The sequence below is a fragment of the Bacillus proteolyticus genome, from assembly GCF_001884065.1.
Taxonomy (GTDB): Bacteria; Bacillota; Bacilli; order Bacillales; family Bacillaceae_G; genus Bacillus_A; species Bacillus_A proteolyticus.
The window spans coordinates 40,890-66,242 of sequence record NZ_MACH01000068.1; the positions used below are offsets into that span (position 1 = coordinate 40,890).

The window sequence follows — 25,353 nt, forward strand, 5'->3', positions numbered from 1 at the left end:
AGATGCCCTGTACTCCGCCGCAAGCATACTCCTTTTAGTATATTTTATTTATCAGTGTGTTACAGACTAGAAAAAGAGCCGTTTCCGGCTCTTTTTCTATGGTAAAAATACAATCCAACCAATGAATACTATAAAAATAAACCCAATTATTACTGCTGGCAATAAATAAAACTGAGAAAGGATGACCGTCCCGTATATGAATACGGTTGGAAAGAGCAAATAACGATCCGCCTTCCATCTTAATAATAGTAATTCTCCTTCGTCACAATATAAATGTAGAAACATTTTCTTCGTAAATTCATTCCAATAATCACGTGCATAGCGAGAAATAGCAACTAAAGCAAATACAAGAATAATAGCTGTTATCCACTTCGGAGTCACGATAATACTTACAGTACTTATACATACAATTTGAATATAAAACATGAAAGCACTACTTGTACGCAAAAATTCTTTTAAAAAAGTTTCTACAATACGCGAATCAGATTTTTTTCCTAATATCTTTTTAGAACGAGGAAACATCCATGGTTTTTTATTCGAACTACTCGGTTTAGCTGCATGACCACCAACCTGCATAATCCCTACAGTCCAGCGCATACTTTCTTCTTTTTCTTTCTCAACTTCTTTAAAAAAGAATTTTTTATAATTCATCTTTTCTTTTACTAAGACTACAGTAAGTAAAGCTGCTAGACCGATAAATAATACTGAGTACAACGGATTTTTATAAATAAAAAATATACTGATTCCAAAAAAAATTAAGCTAATAGAAAATACAACATCTTTTACTATCCATAAAACCCATCGTTTCCCCACACGTACATTTATGAATCTCATCAACAACGATAACGTAAATCGAAAAACAGTAAAGAAAATCCAAAATAGTACGATTTGGATACTTGTCGCTCCCATACTTTTCATCAATATAGGTAACATAATAAATATTACAATTACGTTCGTTATTGCAATCCGAATAAACGTATACATCATGCCAATCCTCATTAATTTTTGCATATGATTTGGATACGAAATTAAAAATAAGCTATCTGCTTGCTCAAAAAACGAGCGAACGCCTCTTGAAAATGTGACAAAATAAAACGCGAGTAAGCCTAATCCAAAATAAACGGCCTCTTCCATCGATAATTCTTTCATCCATAGTGAACGATAGTAAATCCCCGCAAATATAAGTGCTGGAATAATAATATATAATGCGACTGTCCAATCTGTAACAGAACGAATCGACTTCCATTTTCTTTGCAATTCATGACGTAACCTTTTATTAAACTGTTGTTTAATCATGCTGTTCCCGCCTTACAATTGCATCAAAACAGTCTAACAATGGACTCCTTGGCATTTCTGCTAATGTTTGGATTTTGTCTAATTTCCCATCTGCTACTAATGTCCCTTTCGAAATAAGCAAAAATCTTTCACAAATCCTTTCTGCAGTATCTAGTACGTGTGTACAAAGTAAAATTCCAGCTCCTCGCTCTTTTTCTTTATATAAGTAATTCAAAAATGCTTTCGTAGCTACTGGATCTAAACCGATAAAAGGCTCATCAATAATATAAAAATCTGGCTCTGTTAAAAATGCTAATATAAGCATCGACTTTTGTTTCATACCTTTTGAAAACTTTGATATGTATTCGTGTATATGTTTTTCCATTCGAAACGTATGTAATAATTCCCTTGCTTTGTCCTCCCAATTTCTCACTTCATTTCCACGGGCAGCCATTAGCAATTCAATATGTTCCCACAAAGTTAAGTAATCATAATAAGTGGGGTGCTCCGGTACATATGCATATGGATTTTTCTTTTCACCAAACGAAATTTCACCATCCATATTGACTAGCAAACCGAGCATCGATTTAATTGTCGTACTCTTTCCTGCGCCATTTGCGCCAATAAGAGCAACTAACTCGCCTTTTTCAATTGCAAATGCAATATCGTGAACTGTCTTTTCACCTACTTCATATCCTGCTGAGCGAATATTCACTTCTAGCATACATTCCCCTTCTTTCCATTTACAATACAATCAAGGAAAATGATAACATATCCCTCTTAATATAGTATTATATCATTTCTAAAATATTTGTTTCGGTAGCAGGAAAAAACATACTTTAACAGAATATTTAATGTTTGAAGATTTTAAAGTAAATGGGGTTGATCATATGTCAGTTCAAATTCGTGAAGCGACTATAGATGATATTGATTCACTTTGTTCTCTTACAAAAGAATTAAAAGGATCCTCTATCTCTAATGAAGATATGAAGAATCGTTTACAATTCGTAAAAATGAGCCCTTTTGATTTTTTATATGTATATGAGGAAGATAATACTATTTTTGGATTACTAGGATTTCGTATACGTGAAAATTTAGAAGATGTAACTCGTTATGGAGAGATTTCAATTATTAGTGTTGATTCTACAATACGTCGAAAAGGTATTGGACAAGTGTTAATGGATTATGCAGAACAATTAGCAAAAGAGCATGACTGTATTGGTACTTGGCTTGTTAGTGGAATGAACCGCAAAGAAGCACACCCCTTCTATGAAAAATTGGGCTATGAAGTAAATGGGTATCGATTTGTAAAATATTTTTAAACTACTGGTACAAAGAAAGGACTATAACTATGACAAACATTGAAGCAATATTCATTGATCGTGACGGAACAATTGGTGGGGATACTACAATACATTATCCAGGTTCTTTCACATTATTTCCTTTTACGAAAGAATCTCTACAAAAATTAAAAGCAAAAAATATAAAGCTTTTCTCTTTTACGAATCAACCAGGTATCGCAGATGGACTAGCGACCGTGAATGATTTTGCGAAAGAATTAAAAGAGTTTGGTTTTGATGATATTTACCTTTGCCCTCATAAACATGGTGATGGATGTGAATGTCGCAAACCGAGCACAGGTATGCTCCTACAAGCAGCGGAAAAACATGGGCTTGATTTAACAAAATGCGCTGTAATCGGTGATCGCTGGACGGATATTGTTGCTGGTGCAAACGCAAATGCAACGACTATATTAGTTCAAACTGGTGCTGGATATGATGCTTTACATACGTTCCGAGATAAATGGGCACATATTGAACCAAACTACATTGCAGAAAACTTTGAAGATGCTACAAATTGGATTTTAAATCATCAATAAAAAATTAAATGAGGCGTCTTCACTTTGAAAACGTCTCATTTAACTATGTGTATTTCAAAAAGTTAATTCATAATGGAAATAACGATTATCTCTCAAATAACCATTTTCAGCGTATAATCGCTGTGCTGATAAATTATCAATCTCTGTTTGTAATTTTACACCTTTTGCACCATTTTTTAATGCGAATTCTTTTGCGGCCTCTAATAATTTTTTACCTGTTCCAGCTCCGCGCTTCGCCTTTTGTACAAACAGATCATTTAAAATCCATAATTCTTTCATCGAAATAGAAGAAAATGATGGATATAGTTGCGTGAACCCGATATATTCTCCATCTTCAACTGCCACGAAAATAATGGATTCTTTTCTCTCAATTCGATTTCGTAAAAATACTTTTGCTCCTTCAATATCGGAATCTTGTCGATAAAATACGCGATAATTATTAAAAACCGATGCTAGTCCATCTAAATCTGCAATTGTTGCCTCATATATTCTCATTTTACTGTATTCCCCTTCCAATATTGTTTCATAATATCCGTTGCCCATTCAGGCTGCTTTATTTCTTCTCTCGGTATAAATTCTTTCATAACAGGCTTAATATCCAATATAGGTGTACCATCGATTGCGTCTAATCCTTCAACAACGATTGTTTTTCTATCTCTTCTTATCACTTTAACAACTGTCGCTCCTAGTCGGTTCGGACGATTTTTTCCACGCTGTGCAAAAATCCCTACTTTTGGATAATTACTATTATTTCTAGGGTGTCTAGCAGAATACTGGATTTGTTCATCTGTTACTTTATGAAAATAGAAAATAACTTCAATATGAGAAAAGTCTTCAACCCCTTGTATACTTTCCTCAGTATACATATCAGTTAAAGTAATACAGGATCTTACATCTCCCCACTCATCATCTTTTATTTCCTTTCTTTCATTATGTACAAATGCGATTGGTTGAACTGAAAACATCCGCATTCCCCCTTGAATGTAACCACTTACATTATAAAATATTTTCTGAACATTTTCCACTCACACGGTCATTGTTTACATAATAAAATTATCTTTACTTATTAAAGACATATTCACAGCTTCAATTGCGTGTATGCGGGCTGTATCAAATAAAGGAACTATTGAACCTTCCTGTTTTACTAATAGCCCTATTTCCGTACACCCTAATATTATGCCTTTTGCCCCTCTTTGCACTAAATCTTCCATTACACTTTTAAAATATTCTCTTGATTGTTGGTTTATTTTTCCTAAGCATAATTCGTTATATATTATTTTATTTACTGTCTCTCTATCTTCTTCTGTTGGTACGATTACTTTTATATCATTTTCTTCTATACGTAATTTATAGAAATCCTGCTCCATCGTGTATTTTGTCCCGAGTAGACCAACTGATTGAATTCCATGTTGTTTTATTTCCTTCGCTGTTGCATCAGCAATATGTAATATTGGGATGCTGATTCTATTTTTTATATGCTTAATAACTTTATGCATTGTATTTGTACAAACTATTATAAAATCAGCACCACCCTTCTCCAAAGAAGAAGCTGCATTTCCCAATACTTCTCCCGCTTTATCCCAATCCCCTTCAGATTGATATCGCTCAATTTCTTCAAAGTCAACACTGTAAAGTAGACATTTCGCTGAATGTAATCCACCTAATCTCATTTTTACTTCTTCATTTATCATTTTGTAATACTCAGTAGATGACTCCCAGCTCATTCCGCCAATAAGACCTATTAATTTCATATATTCTCCTTTTAAATAATATTTTCAAACACACAATTCATAATGTAATTTATACACAATAAATAACGTTTCATTACTATAATAAATCAAATCCCCATCTTAATATATATGCGATCGAATGTATAGGAATATTATTCATTTCCACGGAAATAATTATAGAATATTCAGAAAACAACTCTTGTAGTAGACTCATATTGATAATCAAAACATTTGCGATACAATCCTTTTATTTCTTCATATGATGGAACTCTCGGGTTATTGCTTGGGCTACCACTTGCAATAGCATCTTTCGCCATTTTAGAAATAGCATTTTCAAATTCAACTTCCCCAATTCCGTATTCTCTTAAATTAGGAATACGAAGATCAAAGCAAAGTTTCTTAATTTCAGCAATCGTGTAGTTGGCTACTTCTTCTTCAGAATGAGAATATAAATCTTTGTTTAAGTTATGTCCTATGTCAGCTAACCTTCTTACTGCTTTCGCTTTTGTATATTCTAAAACTGTAGGTAATAGTATTGCATTCGATATTCCATGTGGTACATGGAATAATGCTCCCACTGGACGAGACATACCATGCACTAATGTAACAGATGCATTTGAAAAAGCAATCCCAGCTTGCAATGAAGCAATCATCATTGCTTCCCTTGCTTCCATATTATCTCCATCTTCATATGCGATACGTAAATATTTCATAATGCTTTCAATAGCCGACAGAGCAAGAACATCTGTAAGAGGTTGTGAAACTTTAGAAAAATAAGCTTCAATTGCATGACATAATGCATCTATCCCTGTTGCTGCAGTAATATGAGGTGGTAACGAACGTGTTAAAATCGGGTCAATAATCGCTACTTGTGGAGTGAAATTCGGATGCTTTATCATCATTTTTACATCCGTTTTTTTATTCGTAATTACTACTACACTTGTTACTTCTGATCCAGTACCAGAAGTTGTTGGAATTGCGATAAGCGGTAGCGGATCTTTTTCTATTTCAACATCCTTTTGTACGTAATCTTCAATTTCCCCACCATTTGTATATAACACTGCAATTGCTTTCGCAACATCAATACAACTTCCTCCGCCGATACCGATAATAAAATCACATTTCCCTTCTTTACAAATAGATAAAGCTTCTAATACGTGTATATTTGTAGGCTCAGCGTTCACTTTATTGTATGTACTAACAGTAATCCCTTTCGCATTTAATTGCGTAATACAACTTTCAACATACCCTAATTTCTCCATAATTGTATCACTCACAATAAAAGCCCTTTTCCCTAACTTTTTTGATTGCTCCCCTAGTTTTTCAAGCGAATTTCTCCCATATAATACAGACTTCGGCATACGAAATTCAGCAACTTCTTGCAAGTACTCCACCCCTTCTTATCCTAATGAATATTTTCTTTTCGTATATTAACTCTTATTAATAGATTCCTGTTAAAGTATAGAACGCGATGACTGCAAATACAGCAACCGTTTTCAAAACTGTAATAGCAAAAATATCTTTATATGATTGCTTATGTGTTAATCCCGTTACCGTCAATATTGTAATAATTGCACCATTATGCGGCAATGTATCCATTCCACCTGACGCCATTGATACAATGCGGTGCATAACTTCTAATGGAATGTTATATTGCGTTGCTGCAGCAATAAATTTATCCCCCATCGCACTTAACACAATTCCCATTCCGCCTGATGCTGAACCTGTAATTCCAGCTAAAATATTCGTCGTTACTGCCCCATTTACTAATGGGTTAGTAAACGTTGCAGAGATGCCATCTCTCATTATCGCAAAGCCAGGAAGTGCGGCAATAACACCACCAAACCCAAACTCAGCTCCTGTATTCATTGTTGCAAGTAGCGCTCCACCAATACTTGTATTCAAACCAGCTTGAAATCCAGTTACTACCCGTTTCCAATATAATAAAAGTGTTGATAGAATCCCTATAATAAGTGCCAATTCTACAGACCAAATTCCAACTACTGCACTTAATTCAACTTTTCCAAATGCTTTCATACCAATAGCTGAGAAATCAAAGCCATTCGGATACCACTTCGGTATCATGATTGTGAAAACTTTATTCATTACACCTACTAAAATAAGTGGTACAAACGCAATCACCTGTTGCACTCTTGTGATTTCAATACCGCTTAGTATCGGCATATCTTTTTGTTCTAATTGTAAAGATGCTGCCATTTCAGAATTTCCATCGTTAAAACCAAAATACCCTTCTCCTGCGGCTTTTGCCTTCTTACGTCTACTCTCTAAATATAGTAAACCTAATGTAAGAACAAAAATTGCCCCTACAATACCAAGTATCGGCGCAGCATAAATGTCAGTTTTAAAAAAGGTTGTAGGTATTACGTTTTGAATTTGTGGTGATCCAGGTAGCGCATCCATTGTAAACGTTACTGCTCCAAGAACAATCGTTCCAGGGATTAGACGCTTCGGAATATCCGCTTGTCGAAACAACTTATCCGCAAACGGAAATATAGCGAACACCACTACATATACACTAACACCGCTATACGTTAAAATAGCCCCCATTAGAACAATCGCTAAAATTGTACGTTTTTCTCCAACTAACTCTACAATGGTCTTTGCGATGGAATCAGCGATTCCTGACATTTCTACTACTTTTCCAAATATTGCTCCAAGTAAAAACACAGGGAAATATAATTTAATAAATCCTACCATTTTTTCCATGAAAATATTTGAAAAGAAAGGTAATACAAAACTAGGCTCTGTCAAAAATACCGCAAATAATGCAAAAATCGGTGCGAATAATATTACAGAAAATCCTTTATATGCTACAAACATGAGTAAACTAAGTGCTAATAATATAATAACTAGCTCCAATTATAACCCTCCTTTTAAACTGAAAATTCAATCTTTTAACAACAGACTTTTACCGGGATTTCAAACCCTTTTATTTCATAACATTCCTCCTCTTTTTATCCCGCTATTTGCGGGCAGTAACACTCCCACCTTAAAATTCAGCAAATGCGCGGAAGCTAGGCGGGATATCAACTGCCCGTAAAATCCCGATTGATGAGGGCTGATAATTTGTGGAGGATGGAAAAAGCCTCCACTGATCAAAGTTTCACTTTATTACAAATTTTTCATGCTAAAATTGTCTAATTATAGTATTCGATTACATATGTAAAATCCCTTTAAACAAAAACGATTTCATCGTCATATGTTATAAAGGGATTTCTAGGTTCTATTTCTATAGTTTTATCGTACTATTCTCTATACAAAAGCTTTGTAACTCTTCGACATCTTTCACTATATGAATCGCCCCAGCATCACTCAATTCAATCTCACTACCATATCCATACAATACACCTATTGAAGCAATTCCGTTACTGTTCGCACCGATTACATCATGCTTTCTATCACCAATCATCACCATTTCTTCTTTTTTAAGTTCTTCATTTGTTTGTAAAATATGAGCAATTATTTCTTCCTTTTTTATTCTTGTCCCATCTAAATTACTCCCTACAATCTCTTCAAAAAAAGTTGTTAACTGAAAGTGCTCTATTACTTGTTTCGCAAATACAGTAGGTTTTGATGTCGCTATAAACAAACGATTGCCAGCATCCTTTAATTCTTGCAATAGAGTTGTAATTCCATCGTATACTTTATTCTCTAATAAACCACTTTGCTTTAAATATTCCCGAAAGTAAAACACTGCTCGTTCTACTTCTATTTCGTTCATATTATATCTATCTACAAAAGATTGTTGTATTGGTGGGCCGATAAATGAATCTAACTCGCTTATATTTACTTCTTCAATCCCGATTTTTTCTAACGCGTATAGAACAGAATTTATAATCCCTTCTTTCGGATCCGTTAATGTTCCATCTAAGTCAAATAGAAATGTTTTATACATATTTAATTCCCCCACTGATTTTATATGTACCCTATTAAAGCCATTCTCCTACTTAGCTCTTTACTATACTATCACCATTTAACTTTTCAGAAAATTACTTTTTCTAACCCTTATACTTTCAGTTACAAAATCACAAAAGATATGATAAAGTGAAAAAGTTATACTTAATTTAATAGAAACTGGTGAATCAAATGTCAATTACATTAATTTTTATAATGGCTTTCACAATTGTTATCCACGCAGTTGAAACTAGCTCTTATAGTATTCGATTAGCTGGTGTACGTTTAAAAAAGATTGCCGTTGCCTTATCCGTCGTAGGAATGGTACTGCTTATTTCAAGAACATCTAACTTACTGCAAGCCTTTTTAATCGGTGGTATTGTCGATGAAGCAAAACTAGATTCTTCTATTAATTTAGAGCATATTATACGGCTCGTTCTATTATCTGCTTCTGTCGGTACTTTGCTCGCGATTATACTCTATCCAACTTTGACAAAGCTATTTGGATACGTCATTCAAAACTTTGAAACAGATGGTTCATTCATTCGAATGATGAAGACGAATAACATTCAAAAATTAAAGTACACAAAAAAATATGTACGCTTCCCCAAATTCGAAATGATTCATCGAATGAGGATCGGTGGTATACCAAAGCGTATTATGCTTATTAACATGTTTGCTACTGCAATTTATACAGCGGGGGTACTTTCAGCCCTTTACGCTTCCTTTTTAAACCCAGATTACGCAACAAATGCAAGTACAGCTTCTGGCCTAGTTAATGGTTTTGCTACCATTTTATTAACAGTGCTACTCGATCCACGCATTGCTCTTTTAACAGAACGAGCTTTACAATCAGAAAAGGGTGCTGAAGCAATGAGTAAAATGTATGGTTGGCTAATGATTTCTAGACTTCTCGGCACCTTATTAGCACAACTTTTATTTGTACCAGGTGCTTACTGGATTTTATGGATTATTGAGCTGATGCATTAATCTACAAGGAAGGTGTATTTATCAATGAATATAAAAACAAAGCAAGATTTAATTCACTTAATAGAAAACGACGAATGGATGATGAATGTATTACAAATGGCAAAATCACTAGAGCTACCTGATTGGTGGGTTTGCGCTGGATTTGTCCGTTCTAAAATTTGGGATACTTTACATAACTACGAAGTACGAACAGCTACACCCGACGTCGATGTCATTTATTTTGATCCATTACATAAAGATGAGGTATACGAACAATCATTAGAACAGAAGCTGACGAAGATGGATGCCTCTATCCCTTGGTCAGTAAAAAATCAAACTCGCATGCATGTAGTGAATGGAATGCTGCCATACTCTTCTTCTGTTGATGCTATTTCTAAATTTCCTGAAACAGCAACCGCTCTTGGTGTTTCTTTGGACGAACAAAACAAAGTCATACTAACATCCCCGTGCGGAATAGAAGATTTACTTTCATTACAAGTGAAACCTACACCTCATTTTCTTGAAACGAAAGAACGAATACATATGTATAAAAATAGGGTTAATAAAAAGAATTGGCAAAGCAAATGGCCTAACATTACAATCACTTATCCTGAAATTTAAAAAGGGTACTTCTCATTATTAGAAGCACCTTTCTTTTTTATTTTAAAAAATGAATGACTGTTTCAGCAAATCGATCTGCTACCTCGTAATGGGGTGTATGACCACTTTCTTCGAATATGATATGCTTTCCATTTAGAGAATCTCGATTGAATATTTCAATTTGCTTTTCACACGTTACTACATCATATTTTCCTACTATTAATAACATTGGATTCTGTACATCTATTATTTTAGATAATAATGACGTATGACATGCTCCCTCTGATTTTAATCTATCGAAATGGATTTTGGAACGATTCGAAAATTGTTCCCACTCTTCGTCACTATATAAGCTATCGTCTGTCTCATCTTCCTTATAATTGTAAATTTCCATTCTTTTTTCATCTAATTCATCACTTAACCTTATATATGCATCTAGTAACTCTTCCGAATTAGCATTACTAGATGAATAAGTTAGGCACTCTTCTGCTGCCGCTTCTTTTCCATACTTTTTTAATACCGTTCCTGTCTTTTGTAACAAAGCCCTACTTGTTAATGCAAAATCGAAAGTTGGCCCTTCAAAAATTATTTTCTCTATTGAACTTGGATATATCAACGCATATAACAATGCTAAATATCCACCGAAGGAGTGTCCAATTACAGACCATTTCTCAATTTGTAATACTTTTTTTAGTTCCTCACAGTCTTCAATCAAATCATTTAATCCAAAAGCTTCGTCCTCATTAATTTCTTCTGAGCGACAAACACCTCTTTGATCTATCATAATTACATATAAAGAATCTTTTAAACGTTCCGCTTGATGAAATGAAAAATCATAGCAGCTTTCTCCTGGTCCACCATGCAAGTATAGGACTGGTTTATTTTTAGGGCTTCCATGCGTTTCAACGTATAACTTTTTCCCTCTAATATTCATATACTTCCCTGCTTCTATCAAATTCGCTTTTATAATCATCACCTTCTTTTTTACTGAATATTATAACATTTAATGTTAAATAATTCCTATTACATTTAAAAAGACGATGATTATTGCAAGTGGCGCTACAAATCGAAGTAAAAATGCCCAACAAGTAAATACTTTCTTTCCGTAATTTCCACCTACAAAAAATTCTGCTTCTAACACTTTCTTTTCCATTTTGAATGATACGAAAATACTAATAAATAGCGCTCCGAGCGGCATTAAAATATTACTAGATAAGAAGTCTACTGCATCAAAAATATTTTTTCCAAAAATCGTAATATCACTCCATACTCCAAATGATAACGCAGATGGTATACCCACTAAGAAAATACAGAAACCAATGATCCATGATAGTTTCGTTCTTCTTTCTTGTTCACCATTTGCTAATGCTGAAACAACCGTCTCTAGTAGAGAAAATGCCGAGGTTAATGTCGCAAATGTAAATAGCGCAAGAAATACCGTTAAGAACAATCCTCCGAATGGAATTTGGCTAAATACAGATGGCAATACAATAAATAGTAAGCCCGGCCCCTCTGTCGGCTCCATTCCTAATGAAAATACTGCTGGAAATATAGCAAGGCCTGCAAATAAAGATACGAATAAATTCAATCCAACAATCGTAACCGCTGATTTTGGTAAACTTTCTTTTTTATTTAAATAGGAACTATATGTAACCATAATTGATATTCCGATACTAATCGCAAAGAATGATTGGCCCATGGCGAACAAAATACTTTCTGAAGTAATCTTTGAGAAATCTGGTTGTAAGAAAAACTTCACACCTTGCATTGCATTATCCAGTGTTAATGAACGAATAATAAGGGCGACAAATAAAACGAACAATGCTGGTAGCATATATTTACTTGCTTTTTCAATTCCGTTTTGTACACCTTTTGATACAACCCATATCGTAATGAACATAAAAGCGAAATGGCCAGTAATAGCCCAAACCGGATTTCCAATTGTTTCAGTAAATAACGAACCGTAATTTTGTCCCGGAGTAATAAGTTGTCCAGTTACTCCTCTGAATAAATAAATTAGTACCCATCCACCTACAACACTATAAAATGAAAGTAATATAAAACAAGTCCCAACCCCAAGACGTCCAATCCAGTGCCATCCTGTATTTGGTGCGATACTTTTAAATGCTCCAACTGCTTGTTTCTGTGTACTGCGTCCAATCATAAATTCAGCTATTAATAGCGGGAGACCAATTAATACAGTAAATAATATAAAGATTAAAAAGAATGCTCCTCCCCCGCTCTTTCCAGCAATATAAGGAAACTTCCATATTGCGCCAAGTCCAATTGCTGATCCTGCTGCTGCCATAATAAAACCTAATTTCGTAGTCCATTGCTCCGTTTGTTTCATCTCATTTTCCTCCTAACTAAATCTTTTTATATAAATAAATGAATTTTATAAACTATCCAAATAAACCCTCCATTTCTTTTTCTATAAAATAAAAAATGGCTTAGCATCTCTTTATATAAAGAGACGCTAAGCCATTTACTTAACGCGGTACCACCCTTATTGATTCCATTATGAATCCACCTTAGTAGTAATCGTTTGATTACAAACCTAATATCGAAGGTTAACCGTTAAGATTTACTAAGAATGTGATTCCGTTCCACCTTACTGCTCCTAGGCGAGTTCAGGATGTCATTTGACTATGTCACACCAACCCATAGCTCTCTGTACAAATATACGACCTTACTACTCCTATTCAACACATTTTAATATTTAGAATATATTTTCTTTTGAAATTAATATGAAGTATATCGATTATATTAGTAACTGTCAAGGTATATATTAATTTTTTTGTCGAAAAGAATGTTCCATTGTAACTTTGTACAATAGAGCAATGTTATTAATCATCTAGATCATCATGATCCATATCGTCTTCATCTTGGTCATCATCATCTTCATTTTTTATTAATTCAAATTCCTTTTCTACTATATTCGCATTAATCTATATATTTTGCCGTACCAATGAAATCCAACTTGTAGGTAGTCTTATCTACGAAGTTAACAATTTTACCTTCTTTATTATAATCATAATTATAAATTAAAATGATGGTATTGTATTTAGACTTTAACTTAATGTTATTGTACTGTTGTATTAATTGATTATCATATGAAAAATCTGCTAACAGCTTTTCTATGTCATCTTCAGCATCAGAAATCCAATCTTTTTCAACTAAGTCCCTATCATAATAACCTAATTTAAAATCTTTCTCAAAAATAGAGGGAATACTATCTCCATCTTCATTATATTTTATTTCAGTGTACGTTTCGAGTTCATCAAAATCACTAAAGCATCCTAACCATAAAGAAACATCGTTTTTCATTTTTCACCTCCTCAAACCTTCTGGTAAATCCATAATGCCATTTTTATTCTATTTTCAGCCCACTCATTAGGCCTTTTAACAAAAATTTCATAGTCAGAAGCAGAATCAATAATCTTTAACATTTCATTATGTGCTTTTGTCGAGCCTCTTCTTCCATGACGATCAGGTGGATTTACAAATTCAACATCTTTAGTCAGAGACCTCATTTCTTTAATATCATCCATACTAATTCCCCATTGCTTAAATTTAGGAGTTCTTGCTACAAGATGCCACTCGTGGTATCCTCCTGGGCGTCTAATCCTATCTTCTATTTTACTTCTCAACTGAGGGTTATTCCACATTTCCTCAAATTCTTTTACTGATAGATTATCAAACCATTTATTAAACTCATTGTTTCTTACTGATGGAACTCTCACATCACTTAAATGCTTACTATTCCCACTAGTACTCTTACTACCTTCACCCTTCCCCTTAACAACCCTACTCTCCATATACTGATAAGCCTCTTTCAGGGAATACTGTCCTCCCCCTGAGACATTTCCTACTCCAGCCATGGCGAAGCCTTTTCCCTCGCCTGGGATCCATTTGTACTCCAGTAATGTTTTTACTGCGTGCTGAATCTTTTCATTCCCCTGCAAGAAGGTTGTTTTTACGGTTGTGGCACCTTTGTTTCATAGGCTTCCGATTTTGTCGGCAAATCCTTTTGCTGTGGAGGCTACAAAGTTTACACCCTCTTTTACTTTGTGGCTGGCTGTTTTTATGCCATCTACAGCTACTTTTTAGTAGATACTTTTTATTTTCTCAATCTAACAAAATATTAACTTTCTTATTATATCTTATTTCTATACTGAGACGAAAAAAGCACTTGTTGTCTTTAATTGACAATCAAGTGCTTTAAGTTCATCTGTTTTTAAGTAGCATAAATTTGTAAGTTTTGTAGTAACAGTATGACACCTTTTGTACATCATGACAAATACTATGTTAAAACTTACGAGTTTGTACGAGTTCGTTAGTTTAATATACATTCCATGTACAACTATCGTTATTTGTACTTTGTCTTGATTTGGAATGAGCTCTATTTTCCCACCGATAAACATCGCTTCACTACCTTGTTTTCGCTTTTCTTCTAATACATCGCGAAGTAACCACGGTGTTTCTTCTGGCAATCGGAATGCACTCACTTCCTCTGAAGCTTCTTCTATCCAATTATTTAACTGTTCATCTAATAATGTAGGAATATCCTGTCCACTTTCTTGACACGTTTCAAACAAGTTTAATAACTTCATACCAAGAAACTCTGCAGCAATTTCACCGTGGAAAGACATCCCTACACCATCACATAAAACAAATATGAAACTAGTTCCATTATCTTGAAATACTAGGAAGTCCTGTCCACTCTCATTTAAATCCTGCGTTTCTTTTGCTCTGACATAGCTATATCGATAAGTAAAATGTTTGCTTTTCTTTTCTTGCAATACCGTTTCTCTCTCTTGCGATAGGATATATTTCACGATACTTCTCCCTCCTATCGAACCGGCGTTGCAGCAGACATTTGAAATCCAAGTGATACTAAATCCGCATTTGTACCAGGAAACATCATCACCGCACCATCTGCAATATGGAAACCATATTCAGTCATCATCTCACGATAGCTTTGAGGGATAGGCGATGAAAGTCTTTGCAACTTTGCACCATACTCATCTGTAATTTCTGTATTTGGCATAATCCCTTGCCACTTCTTTATGCTAGTAATTTGGTCTTGCATAATTTCATCTGAAATAAAAATGTTTTCAATTAGTACATTTCCATCAGGTACAGACATATCCATAATTCTTCGCACAATTAATTCTGGATCTTCACCAGTTGAAGCCCCATCTGTCATATGACAGACAACAGGAGCTGGTCCATCTTGTAAATTTGGTAATTCATTTTGTAATAACTTCTCTACTACAGAGAAAGCTTTTGCTGTATCAGTTAAGCGATGTGTTTGGATTTTTTCTAGCGGGCGCAGTCTTGCTACTTCGTCGATTGTTTTCACCCCACCCAATAAATCAAAAACATGATCACTATAGGCTAAAATAGACAATTTATACCTCGGGAGCAAACGACTACCTTTTGTTGAACGGAATACCATTTGGCGAATTGCTAAAGAAAGAGCATCCGTTACAATATCAATTCTTCTTTTTTCTTCTCCGCCTGCATCCATCATTTGATTCATTGATGCGCTTACATCCAGAAGATAGATTATATAAGCTGGTGTTTGTTGTGTTGCTTGAGTTTGATATAACATGTTTCATACCCTTCCATACATTATTATATGAACTATTTTTATATTCATGTTTTATTATAATTTATGAATTTTCTATTTCTCAATTCATTATAAAATTTTCTTGATACAATTTACATATTTTCACACAAAAAAACCATTATCATTCCCTTTAACATATGTTGAAATGCACAAAACCCTTCTATAAAATAGAAGGGTTTTAATGTTATGGTATAAGGCGTGTACAATCCCTCGGAAAAGCACTCGCTTCTCTTACATTCGATAATTCTAATAGCTTATACACAACTCGTTCTAATCCAATTCCAAAACCACCATGCGGGGGACAACCGTATCGGAATGTATTTACATAAGATTGAAATTTCTCTGGATGTAATCCTTTTTCTTTAAAAGATGCGAGCAACATGTCATAGTTATGAATTCGCTGTGCGCCTGACGTTATTTCCAACCCTTTATATAATAAGTCGAATGAATCAGTAATAGTTGGATTCTCTTTATTCGGCATCGTATACATCGGTCGCGATTCTTTCGGATAATGTGTAATGAATACTAATTCACTATTATACGTTTCTTTCACATATTTCCCTAGTAACTTTTCACCTTCTGTATCTAAATCCCCTATAGGAGATTCTTTTCGATACCTACTTTTCAAAACTTCTTGTGCTTCTGCCAATGTAATTTTAGGAATTTCTGCAATAACAGGTACTTCTTTTTGTAGTAGTTGTAATTCTTTTTCGCAGTTTTTTGACACTTGTTGAAACATATATCGTAAAATATCCGTTTCTAATTGCATCACTTCATGAAAATCATGAATAAATCCAAGCTCTACGTCTAACGATATATATTCATTCAAATGACGGGAAGAGTTGTGATGTTCCGCTCTGTAAACAGGTGCAATTTCAAAAACACGTTCAAGTCCTCCCGCTACCATCATTTGTTTATAAAACTGTGGTGATTGAGCTAAATAGGCTTCTTTTTGGAAATATGAAAGCTTAAAAACATTCGCTCCTCCTTCTGCCCCTTGCGAAACAATTTTCGGAGTAAATATACGTGTGAAATTGTTCTCTATCAGAAATTCACTAAAGCTCTGAACGAGTATGGATTTCACTTTAAATATCGCCGCGATTCGCTCATGTCTTAACGATAATACCCGCTCATTCAATAATTGATCTAATCCAACTTGTAACTTTTTTTTATTTATTTCAAATGGGAGTGATTCTGCTCCATTTAGTACTTTCACTTCATGTGCAAGTACTTCAACACCTAATTCTGTTTTCGGTGTCTCTACTATTTCTCCAATTATTTGGACCACACTTTCAACATCAACTTTGTATCCGGCTAACTCGTTTTCTAATACACATTGAATAACACCCGTTCGGTCCCTTAATAATAAAAAACTAACATTCCCTAGATGACGAATTTTTTTTACCCATCCTTGTAGTAATACAGCCCTTCCTACATACTCCGTACATTCTCGTGTGAGTGAACGCTTCATTATTTGATCCATTACATTTCCCTCCATTAATTTTATTTTTATTTACGTTATTGTTATTGTTGTCGTCGTCATCATCCACGGTCACTCACCTCCTTTCAAAGAATACAAAAATCCGCCCCTATAAATAGGGACGGATTTTTCCGCGGTACCACCCAAATTGTCATAATGACCATCTTAGCCCTGATAACGGTAGGTACCGTTTGCTTTTACTAATTATCACGTTCAAAGCAACACTCACAAGTGTCTTTCCATCATGCGGTATCGCAATCTTCCCAGCAACCGATTGCTCTCTGTAGACCTTTGCATCATGTACTTTTCCTGTTCATCACTTTTTATATTTACAGAGTATTCTATCTCTTCATTCTATAAAATGCAAGCACTTTTAAATATATTTTGATTTTTCACATCCAGTTTTGTACAATCTCCTCTAAAGCCATTCCACGTGAACCTTTCAATAAAACAACATCCTTTTTCGTTATAACTTTCAATACTTCCTTTGCTATCTCGGCTTTATTATCAAATGACTGTACTTTTCCTGTATGATAGTTCTTTCTTGCTTCTTCCGCTACAATTTCAGCTAACTCTCCATAAGTAAATACATAATGAATGCTCTCTTCATTTAACATTTTACCAATTTCTCTATGATATGTTTCAGCTTTCTTCCCTAACTCCAACATATCCCCAATTACTATGATTTTTTTCTGATAAACATTTAACTTCTCTAACGTTTCAATTGCAGCCTTCATTGAAGATGGACTAGCATTCCATGCATCATTAATAATAGTAAAACCTGTTTTAGCAGTTAAAAATTGAAAGCGCATATGAGTAATATTTATTTGCCGCAGTGCTTCCTTTATTTTTTCTGGAGAGACATTGTAAAATTGACCTACAGCGATTCCAACAATCGTATTTAAAATATTATGTTTTCCATGTAAGGGGACATCATACTGTAGTTTGGAATCATTTAATTTAAAATGAACACCATATTCATCTAATTGCACGTTTGTTGGAAACAAATTATTTGTATCCTTTTCACCAAATGACTTACATTTTAGACCTAGCACATTATTATTTCGAGAAAGTAATGTCTCATCACCATTATATAAAAACAGTCCTTCATCTTTTAATCCGTCTATAATTTCTAATTTAGCCCTCGCAATCTCTTCTCGTGATCCAAGTGTTTCTAAGTGAGACTGCCCAATCATTGTAATTATCGATACATCTGGCTGTGCTATTTGTGATAAGTTTCGAATTTGTCCTTTTTCACTCATTCCCATTTCAAGTATTAAAAACTCTGTATCTCGTTTCATTTCTAAAATCGTTAGCGGCAAACCGACTTGACTATTTAAATTCCCCTTTGTTTTATGCACACTATAAGTTGTACTTAAAATGCCTCCTATTATATCTTTCACTGTCGTCTTTCCGTTACTACCTGTAATACCGATTACTTTTACACCTAGCTCATTCCGATAAAATTGTGCCAATTGTTGCAAAGCAAACAAAGTGTCATCTACAAATATAATTGGTATCCCTTTTGGTGGAGTACCGTAAGACTTTTTCCACAAGGAAGCGACCGCTCCATTATCCATTGCCTCTTTCACATATTCATGTCCATCTTTCACCCTGATAATTGGAATAAATAAATTTCCTTCTTTAATGTTTTTTGAATTTATGCAGACACCATGTATTTCTATATGATGAAAAGATTCTTGTAATCCTTCTCCATCTACTACCTCTTCAAGTTTTTTCAAATTCATTTGAATCAAAGTATCACCTTCTTTCCATTTTATTACATAATTCCTATTTCATTTACGCATATTAATAAAAATTTTGTAGCGAGGTGTTTATATGAAAAAAGCGATTAGTTTCTTTCTCCTTTTGTTATGCCTAATTGTAGTGAATGAAACGCATGCTTATTCACCAAAATCTTTACCAATCTCTCAAAACTCTGATCAATGGCAAGTGAATATTGATGAACCGAAAAAAACAAACAAAAATATGCTTCAAGCTAAACAAAATGAATTTCAAACATATCAATTTTCAGTAAAGAATGTTGGAGAAAACGAAGTATATAACGTACAAGTTGAAGTCTTCCGAAATGAACCAAATATGAAAACAAAATATGAACTCTTCTCCCTAATAGAAAGTCGTCTAGCGAGTGGAAAAACTGGATTTAGACACGCTAACTTCCCTGTTTCTACAAAATCAGATGAGGTTGACGTATTAATCACTTGGCAAGAGCATCCTTTCCGATCTATGCGAAACGGCCAAAAAATTGAGTCTAGAAAATTTAAAGAGCATTTTGTTTTTAAAGAAGCAGTAAAGTAAACTTATCGGTATATGTACATTATTACCGATACCAATAATTTTTCCAGTACCAGTCCTTAAGCAAATTAAAAAGTCGTGGCTTATAAACGCCACGACTTTTTATATTAATTCGTACTAATTCCTCTCGCTGCCCAAATACGATCGATTTCAGCAGCATGTTGCCCGCCGTATAAAAGAGCATCTGCTTGCTTAATCGCTTTCGCTCCATCACGGAATTTAGCATTTGGCGTTAATGACCAATGTGATTGTAAAATAATTTTTGTTGCTACATCACGTCCAAAAGACTGCGCCATTTCGTATTGACCTTGAGCCCAAATTTCCCCATCATTATGCACTTCATTCGTTATATCTTTCGGGTATACTTTATTCGTATCTAATCGGCGTAAGCACGTCGGATCTGAACTAGAATAAGCAGTCGCATCCCATTCTCCAACACATGCTTTCCCGTATCCTGTCGTTGATACCGCATCTTCATACGTAGCACCTAAGAAGTCTCCAAACCCTTCTCCCATCGCTCCACCTTCTGGTGAACTTCCGAAGCCTGGTACTTGATTATCTTGAATAGAATGACCATATTCATGCGCGATAATGCCCGCATCTTCTGCGTCATCTACACCGCCAGTACCAAAAGTTAAAGCTTTCGTTGATGGAGAATAGAATGAATTATCGTCAGTTGTACCATTTACATTTACTTTAATCGAACGATTATTAATATTTTTAAAGCCTAATCCTTGAATGTAACGCTGTAATGTATCAATATGATAATATGACATAACATCTTCAAAACTATCATTTGCACGTGTATAGTTAAATTGTAAATTTGTAGATTTCGTCTTCGCTTTTGAAGAAATCGTGACATACTCCCCAATTAAAAATCCGCTACCATCTAAACCTTTTAAAGTAACGGTCTTCAATTGATTCGTTAGAGCTGTAGAATCTGCATCTTTATTATCCTTTAATCCTGCTAAACTACCACTTGATACGACAGGATTAGGTAAAAATACTTTCCCTGTTCCTTCTGCTTTTCGGTTTATATCAACCTTTTTAATTAGCTTTCCATTTTCCGCGTCAATAAATGTTTCCCATGCTCCGAAAGGTTTATTCGAATGGACTAAAACTTTATATACTGGGATAGCTACTCCATCCTCAATAACATATCCAAACTCTTTCTCTGTAGGAGCCCATAGATTTTGCTCACTTTCTCCTCCAACATACGCCATTGATTTTTGTTCAGCATCTTTTTCACTAATCTTATTCGCTATTTCTTTCACACTTTGAACTGCCTGGTAATCAGAAACAGCAAGTAATCCCTGCCCCTGTCCATTAATAGTAACTGTTATTTGTTTTGAAAATACAGGAGCACCATTGACCACTTGTTGGAATCTAACATATGAAGCTACTGGTGTTTCTGTTGTAGAAATATATTGTAAGTCTGAAAGGTCTGCCTTCAATCCATATTCCGTAGCATGTCCTTTTAAATATTCAATTGCTTTTTTCTGTGGTGAATAAGCTTCTACCTTTACTTGCTTTTTTTCCAATGCGGAAACTGTAGAAATCGTCCCCATTACTAATGGTACAGTCATTGCCATTGCCACCATTTTTTTGTTTAACATAAAACCACTCCCCCTAATAAATTGAAACCTTTATCCTGTCCCACCAGACTATTACTGTCCACAAGTATCGGGATAAAAATTGAATCTACGAGTAATTCTATATGAGTAAATACATTCCCTTTTCATTTAGGACAAGTGAAATTTTCTCAATATTTATGTATAAAATGAGAAAAATACTGTAGAAATATATTCCTTTATTCATTTCCTAAATCCTATACTTTTTAATAGAACATCAAACACTATTATTCGTTTTACTATTTGCTACTGGATTTTTCATTTTCAGTGTATTATTAGCGTTTTATGGAGAAATAAATTTTCTAGAGACCCTATCGAATGGAATGTGAGGAAATTGGCCGGATAAAGTAAAGCTTTAATCAATGGGGGTTTTGTCCATCCCCACTAATTATTAGCCCTCACCAATCGGGCTTTTACGGGAAGTCCGACTCCTACAAATAGCGGGATAATTTCCCAATCATACAAAAAGGAAGTTGGAATGATTCCAACTTCCTTTTTTCTTTAATTAGCTGTGCTTAATTTAATTCGGACTTTTGTCTCACCTAAAGAAAGCTCATCATCTTCACTTGTTAAGTGATCAAATGTAAATTGCTTAACGAGTAAGTTTTCTTCCAACAAATCTTTATGATTCGTTAACGTTTTCTGTAATTCTTCCTCTGTATCAAGAATAACATCCACTCTTAAATTAACTGGTAAATTCAACTGCTTACGATATTCTTGAACGGCGCGAATAAATTCACGTGCTACTCCTTCTTGTAACAATTCTTCCGTCACATTCGTATCTAACATAACCGTATATTGTCCGTTTGTCGTATTTGAGAATCCTGATTTCGCAACTTTCTCTACTAATACATCTTCAGCCGTCACAACTACTTCTTCCCCTGATGCAACTTCGTAAACTGCTTTTTCAGTTGATACAAAACTTTGTACTTCCTCTTGTGATAATTGTTTTAGCCAACCATTTACTGCATTCACATTTTTACCAAACTTCGGTCCCGCTGTTTTAAAATTCAACTTTAATTGATATGTTGTATACTTCGTTTCATCCAGTTCAACATGAAACGCTTTTACATTTAGTTCATCCATAACGATATCACGATAAGATTCCCAATCGATATTATTCTCTTTATTCTCAAGTAATACAAGCTCTGCTAACGGCTGTTTTACTTTTAATGAATGCTGATTACGGTTACTCCTTCCAAGTTCAACAACTTGTAAAACTGCATCCATTTCAGCTTCTAATTTCGGCTGAATAAGTGATTCATTTACAACTGGATAATCCTCTAAATGAACGCTACGTCCTTCTAAATTCAGATGAATATCTTCAGCGACAAATGGTGTAAATGGTGCAATTAATTTACTAATTGTTACAAGCACTTCATGAAGTGTTTCATACGCCGCTGCTTTCTCAGTATTCATACCAGATTCCCAAAAACGATTGCGTGAACGTCTTACATACCAGTTACTCACTTCATCTACAAGCGTGGCAATTTCACGAGCTGCATTTGTGAATTGATAATCATCAAGTGCGGTTCTTACCTTTTTCGTTGTACTATGCAATCTTGATAACACCCATTCATCTAATTTCGTACGCTTTACATCATACTTTTCTTTCGGATTATATTCATCTAAATTTGCATATAAAACATAGAAGCTATACACATTGACTAACGTATCTACAAATTTAGATTTCGCTTCTTGTACTGTTCTTTCAGAAAATCGTTTCGCATTCCATGGGGCACTGTCAACGAGTAGAGCCCATCTTAGAGCGTCGGCACCAAACTTCTCTACTAAATCAACTGGATCTAGTGCATTTCCTTTACTTTTAGACATTTTCTGTCCTTCTTCATCTAGAACATGCCCAAGTGATAACACTCGTTTGTATGGAACTTTTCCTGTATATAACGCTGATACTGCCAATAAACTATAAAACCAGCCACGTGTTTGATCAATTCCTTCTGCAATAACATCTGCTGGAAACTGTTCTTCAAATAACTCTTTATTTTCAAACGGGTAATGATATTGTGCAAACGGCATGGAGCCACTATCAAACCAAACATCGATTACTTCTGGTGTACGATTCATTGTACTTCCGCATTTTTCGCAGCAAACTTGTACTTCATCTACATACGGCTTATGCAATTCTAAATCTTCAGGTGTTTCTTTCGTACTATGCTTTCTTAATTCGGCAATACTTTTCGGTGCGAATTGATGATCGCAGCTTTCACATTCCCATACGTTTAAAGGTGTTCCCCAATATCTATTCCGGCTAATATTCCAGTCCACCATGTTTTCTAAAAACTTACCAAACCGTCCGTGCTTCATATGGTCTGGATACCACGTAACAGAATCATTATTTCGTAAAAATGTTTCTTTAATCTCAGTTGTTCGGATTAACCAGCTTTCTCCTGCATAATAAAGTAATGGTGAATCACAGCGCCAGCAATGCGGATAGCTATGTTCATATTTTTCTTTATGATATAGTAACCCTTCCTTCGCTAAATAACGAACGATATCTACGTCACAATCTTTTACAAATTTACCTTTCAAAAATGGTACTGCTTCTGTATACTCACCTTTTCCATCTACAACATGTAAGAACGACAATCCTTCACTTTGAACAACTCTATAATCATCTTCCCCATATGCTGGAGCGATATGAACGATTCCTGTACCACTATCTGCAGTTACAAAATCTGCTGCGATGACGTGGTACCCATTTGTAACTTCCTTCATCGGAAACGGTGCTGTGTAAGATGTATTTACTAATTCTTCACCTTTATGAACAGATAATACTTCATAGTTTTCTTTTAATACTTCTTGTACACGTTCTTTCGCAATAATGTATACATGACCTTCTTGTTTCGCTTTAACGTATTCCATATTTGAATGTACAGCGAGCGCTACATTTGCTGGAAGCGTCCATGGTGTTGTCGTCCAACCTAAGAAATACTCATTTTCACTATTTTCCACTTTAAACTTAACCGTTGCGCTTAAATCTTTAACCGTTTTGTACCCTTGTGCAACTTCATGTGAACTAAGCGATGTTTGACAGCTTGGACAGTATGGTGAAACTCTATGTCCTTTGTATAACAAACCTTTTTCATGAATCGTCCCTAAAATATGCCATACACTTTCGATATATGAATTCTTTAACGTAACGTATGGATCATCCATATCTACCCAATAACCGATACTTTCAGTGAATTCACGCCACTGCTTCTCATATGTGAATACACTCTCTTTACACTTTTGAATAAATGGCTCAATGCCGTACTCTTCGATTTCATGCTTACCTGAAATACCAAGTTGTTTTTCAACGCCTAATTCTACAGGTAATCCATGTGTATCCCATCCGGCTTTTCTTAACACTTTATATCCAGCCATCGTTTTATATCTCGCTACTAAATCTTTAATTGCCCGACCAAGTGCATGGCCGACGTGTGGTAAACCGTTCGCCGTTGGTGGTCCTTCATAAAACACAAACGATTGCGCGCCTTCTCTATTCTGAATTGATTGTTCAAAAATGCTTTGTTCGTTCCACTGCTTACGAATACGTGTTTCTCTCCCTACAGCTGACTCTTTTACATCTACTTTCTTCATCTACAATCACTCCTTTGAATGTTTTAAAAGCACACAAAAAACCCGTCCCCATGAAGTAGGGACGGGTTTACCCGCGTTACCACCCTAATTCTATTAGCTTTTCACTAATAGCACTTAGCAACGTACTAACATACGCGTTCTTTGTAACGGTAGACATCCGTCCGAGCTTACTTTATTCAGCCACGGCTCCTCGGAGATGATTTTCAAATAACGTCTGCACACCGGCTTTCAGCAATACACCGGCTCTCTGGAGAACAGCTCACTATTTTACTCTTTCTCGTCTTCAGATTTGTATACTTTATTAGAAGTTATTTTATGCC

The 25,353-nt window shown here is 34.8% G+C and carries 21 protein-coding genes, 4 pseudogenes and 3 other annotated features; of the genes and pseudogenes, 6 read left to right on the forward strand and 19 right to left on the reverse strand.

The genetic code is table 11. The annotated features are described in order from the left end of the window. Window positions 1-96: 96 nt before the first annotated feature. Entirely contained in the window at window positions 97-1,296 is a 1,200-nt protein-coding gene (locus tag BAQ49_RS10180; protein WP_071745214.1) for an ABC transporter permease, read from the reverse strand. After that, the gene (locus BAQ49_RS10185; protein WP_071745215.1) at window positions 1,289-1,999 is read right to left on the reverse strand and encodes an ABC transporter ATP-binding protein; all 711 of its coding nucleotides are present in this window, start codon (window positions 1,997-1,999) and stop codon (window positions 1,289-1,291) included. The genes BAQ49_RS10180 and BAQ49_RS10185 overlap by 8 nt, the downstream gene beginning before the upstream one ends. Before the next feature lie 166 nt (window positions 2,000-2,165). On the opposite strand from BAQ49_RS10185, the gene BAQ49_RS10190 reads away from it, so the two are divergent. Continuing rightward, window positions 2,166-2,597 (forward strand): GNAT family N-acetyltransferase, encoded by a 432-nt coding sequence (locus tag BAQ49_RS10190; RefSeq protein WP_071745283.1) that lies wholly within the window; start codon window positions 2,166-2,168, stop codon window positions 2,595-2,597. A gap of 29 nt (window positions 2,598-2,626) precedes the next feature. Beyond that, on the forward strand, window positions 2,627-3,154 hold the full coding sequence (locus BAQ49_RS10195; RefSeq protein ID WP_071745216.1) for an HAD-IIIA family hydrolase: 528 nt from the start codon (window positions 2,627-2,629) through the stop codon (window positions 3,152-3,154). Window positions 3,155-3,208: 54 nt separating this feature from the next. Here BAQ49_RS10195 and BAQ49_RS10200 read toward each other — a convergent pair whose 3' ends face one another. From BAQ49_RS10200 to BAQ49_RS10230, 6 genes are all read right to left on the reverse strand, one after another. Next, complete coding sequence (locus BAQ49_RS10200; RefSeq protein ID WP_071745217.1) at window positions 3,209-3,649, reverse strand: GNAT family N-acetyltransferase; 441 nt, start codon at window positions 3,647-3,649, stop codon at window positions 3,209-3,211. Beyond that, on the reverse strand, window positions 3,646-4,119 hold the full coding sequence (gene tsaA / locus BAQ49_RS10205) for a tRNA (N6-threonylcarbamoyladenosine(37)-N6)-methyltransferase TrmO (protein ID WP_071745218.1): 474 nt from the start codon (window positions 4,117-4,119) through the stop codon (window positions 3,646-3,648). The genes BAQ49_RS10200 and tsaA overlap by 4 nt, the downstream gene beginning before the upstream one ends. A 75-nt stretch (window positions 4,120-4,194) precedes the next feature. Then, complete coding sequence (locus tag BAQ49_RS10210) at window positions 4,195-4,905, reverse strand: aspartate/glutamate racemase family protein (RefSeq protein ID WP_071745219.1); 711 nt, start codon at window positions 4,903-4,905, stop codon at window positions 4,195-4,197. Window positions 4,906-5,069: 164 nt separating this feature from the next. Beyond that, the gene (locus tag BAQ49_RS10215) at window positions 5,070-6,269 is read right to left on the reverse strand and encodes an iron-containing alcohol dehydrogenase (RefSeq protein WP_071745220.1); all 1,200 of its coding nucleotides are present in this window, start codon (window positions 6,267-6,269) and stop codon (window positions 5,070-5,072) included. A gap of 55 nt (window positions 6,270-6,324) precedes the next feature. After that, entirely contained in the window at window positions 6,325-7,764 is a 1,440-nt protein-coding gene (locus BAQ49_RS10220) for a GntP family permease (protein ID WP_071745221.1), read from the reverse strand. Between the two features lie 370 nt (window positions 7,765-8,134). After that, on the reverse strand, window positions 8,135-8,800 hold the full coding sequence (locus tag BAQ49_RS10230) for an HAD family hydrolase (protein WP_071745223.1): 666 nt from the start codon (window positions 8,798-8,800) through the stop codon (window positions 8,135-8,137). A gap of 191 nt (window positions 8,801-8,991) precedes the next feature. Between BAQ49_RS10230 and BAQ49_RS10235 the strand changes: the two genes are divergently transcribed. Next, window positions 8,992-9,789 carry a lipid II flippase Amj family protein gene (locus tag BAQ49_RS10235; RefSeq protein WP_071745224.1) on the forward strand — a complete coding sequence of 266 codons (798 nt, stop codon included), beginning with the start codon at window positions 8,992-8,994 and terminating at the stop codon, window positions 9,787-9,789. 24 nt (window positions 9,790-9,813) lie between these two features. Further along, the gene (locus BAQ49_RS10240; protein WP_071745225.1) at window positions 9,814-10,389 is read left to right on the forward strand and encodes a nucleotidyltransferase family protein; all 576 of its coding nucleotides are present in this window, start codon (window positions 9,814-9,816) and stop codon (window positions 10,387-10,389) included. A 37-nt stretch (window positions 10,390-10,426) separates the two neighbouring features. Here BAQ49_RS10240 and BAQ49_RS10245 read toward each other — a convergent pair whose 3' ends face one another. The 9 genes and pseudogenes from BAQ49_RS10245 to BAQ49_RS10285 form a co-directional block, all read right to left on the reverse strand. Further along, a complete protein-coding gene (locus BAQ49_RS10245) occupies window positions 10,427-11,341 on the reverse strand; it encodes an alpha/beta fold hydrolase (RefSeq protein WP_071745226.1) in 915 nt (304 codons plus the stop codon). Window positions 11,342-11,377: 36 nt separating this feature from the next. Continuing rightward, window positions 11,378-12,718 carry a sodium-dependent transporter gene (locus BAQ49_RS10250; protein ID WP_071745227.1) on the reverse strand — a complete coding sequence of 447 codons (1,341 nt, stop codon included), beginning with the start codon at window positions 12,716-12,718 and terminating at the stop codon, window positions 11,378-11,380. A 116-nt stretch (window positions 12,719-12,834) separates the two neighbouring features. After that, window positions 12,835-13,083: a binding site (T-box leader), on the reverse strand. A gap of 131 nt (window positions 13,084-13,214) precedes the next feature. Further along, a pseudogene (locus BAQ49_RS34245) lies at window positions 13,215-13,313 on the reverse strand (PepSY domain-containing protein); the annotation flags it as partial. Continuing rightward, complete coding sequence (locus tag BAQ49_RS10255) at window positions 13,312-13,695, reverse strand: immunity 22 family protein (RefSeq protein WP_071745228.1); 384 nt, start codon at window positions 13,693-13,695, stop codon at window positions 13,312-13,314. The pseudogene BAQ49_RS34245 and the gene BAQ49_RS10255, both read right to left, overlap by 2 nt. Before the next feature lie 3 nt (window positions 13,696-13,698). Continuing rightward, a pseudogene (locus tag BAQ49_RS34085) lies at window positions 13,699-14,474 on the reverse strand (WXG100 family type VII secretion target); the annotation flags it as partial. A 246-nt stretch (window positions 14,475-14,720) separates the two neighbouring features. Next, window positions 14,721-15,209: pseudogene (locus BAQ49_RS10265) on the reverse strand (hypothetical protein); the annotation flags it as partial. A gap of 11 nt (window positions 15,210-15,220) precedes the next feature. Beyond that, entirely contained in the window at window positions 15,221-15,985 is a 765-nt protein-coding gene (locus tag BAQ49_RS10270) for a vWA domain-containing protein (protein ID WP_071745230.1), read from the reverse strand. A gap of 202 nt (window positions 15,986-16,187) precedes the next feature. Next, a complete protein-coding gene (gene aspS, locus BAQ49_RS10275; protein WP_071745231.1) occupies window positions 16,188-17,486 on the reverse strand; it encodes an aspartate--tRNA(Asn) ligase in 1,299 nt (432 codons plus the stop codon). Between the two features lie 111 nt (window positions 17,487-17,597). Further along, window positions 17,598-17,809 (reverse strand) — a binding site (T-box leader). A 66-nt stretch (window positions 17,810-17,875) separates the two neighbouring features. Continuing rightward, window positions 17,876-19,240 carry a UDP-N-acetylmuramoyl-tripeptide--D-alanyl-D-alanine ligase gene (locus tag BAQ49_RS10285; protein WP_071745232.1) on the reverse strand — a complete coding sequence of 455 codons (1,365 nt, stop codon included), beginning with the start codon at window positions 19,238-19,240 and terminating at the stop codon, window positions 17,876-17,878. Between the two features lie 82 nt (window positions 19,241-19,322). Between BAQ49_RS10285 and BAQ49_RS10290 the strand changes: the two genes are divergently transcribed. Further along, window positions 19,323-19,802, forward strand: a complete 480-nt coding sequence (locus tag BAQ49_RS10290; RefSeq protein ID WP_071745233.1) for a YozF family protein — start codon at window positions 19,323-19,325, stop codon at window positions 19,800-19,802. 104 nt (window positions 19,803-19,906) lie between these two features. On the opposite strand, the gene BAQ49_RS10295 is transcribed toward BAQ49_RS10290, so the two are convergent. Beyond that, entirely contained in the window at window positions 19,907-21,415 is a 1,509-nt protein-coding gene (locus BAQ49_RS10295; RefSeq protein WP_071745234.1) for a M36 family metallopeptidase, read from the reverse strand. A 224-nt stretch (window positions 21,416-21,639) separates the two neighbouring features. Here BAQ49_RS10295 and BAQ49_RS32180 point away from each other — a divergent pair. After that, window positions 21,640-21,776: pseudogene (locus BAQ49_RS32180) on the forward strand (DUF418 domain-containing protein); the annotation flags it as partial. 155 nt (window positions 21,777-21,931) lie between these two features. Here the strand turns inward: BAQ49_RS32180 and ileS are convergent. After that, entirely contained in the window at window positions 21,932-25,033 is a 3,102-nt protein-coding gene (gene ileS / locus BAQ49_RS10300; RefSeq protein WP_071745235.1) for an isoleucine--tRNA ligase, read from the reverse strand. Between the two features lie 54 nt (window positions 25,034-25,087). After that, window positions 25,088-25,326, reverse strand: a binding site (T-box leader). Window positions 25,327-25,353: the final 27 nt, after the last annotated feature.

Coding starts and splice junctions, on each gene's coding strand:
- BAQ49_RS10255 (WP_071745228.1), bottom strand. CDS start 13,695: ATGAAAAACGATGTTTCTTTATGGTTAGGATGCTTTAGTGATTTTGAT.
- BAQ49_RS10290 (WP_071745233.1), top strand. CDS start 19,323: ATGAAAAAAGCGATTAGTTTCTTTCTCCTTTTGTTATGCCTAATTGTA.
- BAQ49_RS10200 (WP_071745217.1), bottom strand. CDS start 3,649: ATGAGAATATATGAGGCAACAATTGCAGATTTAGATGGACTAGCATCG.
- BAQ49_RS10195 (WP_071745216.1), top strand. CDS start 2,627: ATGACAAACATTGAAGCAATATTCATTGATCGTGACGGAACAATTGGT.
- BAQ49_RS10210 (WP_071745219.1), bottom strand. CDS start 4,905: ATGAAATTAATAGGTCTTATTGGCGGAATGAGCTGGGAGTCATCTACT.
- BAQ49_RS10230 (WP_071745223.1), bottom strand. CDS start 8,800: ATGTATAAAACATTTCTATTTGACTTAGATGGAACATTAACGGATCCG.
- BAQ49_RS10190 (WP_071745283.1), top strand. CDS start 2,166: ATGTCAGTTCAAATTCGTGAAGCGACTATAGATGATATTGATTCACTT.
- BAQ49_RS10185 (WP_071745215.1), bottom strand. CDS start 1,999: ATGCTAGAAGTGAATATTCGCTCAGCAGGATATGAAGTAGGTGAAAAG.
- BAQ49_RS10295 (WP_071745234.1), bottom strand. CDS start 21,415: ATGTTAAACAAAAAAATGGTGGCAATGGCAATGACTGTACCATTAGTA.
- BAQ49_RS10180 (WP_071745214.1), bottom strand. CDS start 1,296: ATGATTAAACAACAGTTTAATAAAAGGTTACGTCATGAATTGCAAAGA.
- BAQ49_RS10240 (WP_071745225.1), top strand. CDS start 9,814: ATGAATATAAAAACAAAGCAAGATTTAATTCACTTAATAGAAAACGAC.
- ileS (WP_071745235.1), bottom strand. CDS start 25,033: ATGAAGAAAGTAGATGTAAAAGAGTCAGCTGTAGGGAGAGAAACACGT.
- BAQ49_RS10235 (WP_071745224.1), top strand. CDS start 8,992: ATGTCAATTACATTAATTTTTATAATGGCTTTCACAATTGTTATCCAC.
- tsaA (WP_071745218.1), bottom strand. CDS start 4,119: ATGTTTTCAGTTCAACCAATCGCATTTGTACATAATGAAAGAAAGGAA.
- BAQ49_RS10250 (WP_071745227.1), bottom strand. CDS start 12,718: ATGAAACAAACGGAGCAATGGACTACGAAATTAGGTTTTATTATGGCA.
- aspS (WP_071745231.1), bottom strand. CDS start 17,486: ATGGATCAAATAATGAAGCGTTCACTCACACGAGAATGTACGGAGTAT.
- BAQ49_RS10245 (WP_071745226.1), bottom strand. CDS start 11,341: ATGATTATAAAAGCGAATTTGATAGAAGCAGGGAAGTATATGAATATT.
- BAQ49_RS10270 (WP_071745230.1), bottom strand. CDS start 15,985: ATGTTATATCAAACTCAAGCAACACAACAAACACCAGCTTATATAATC.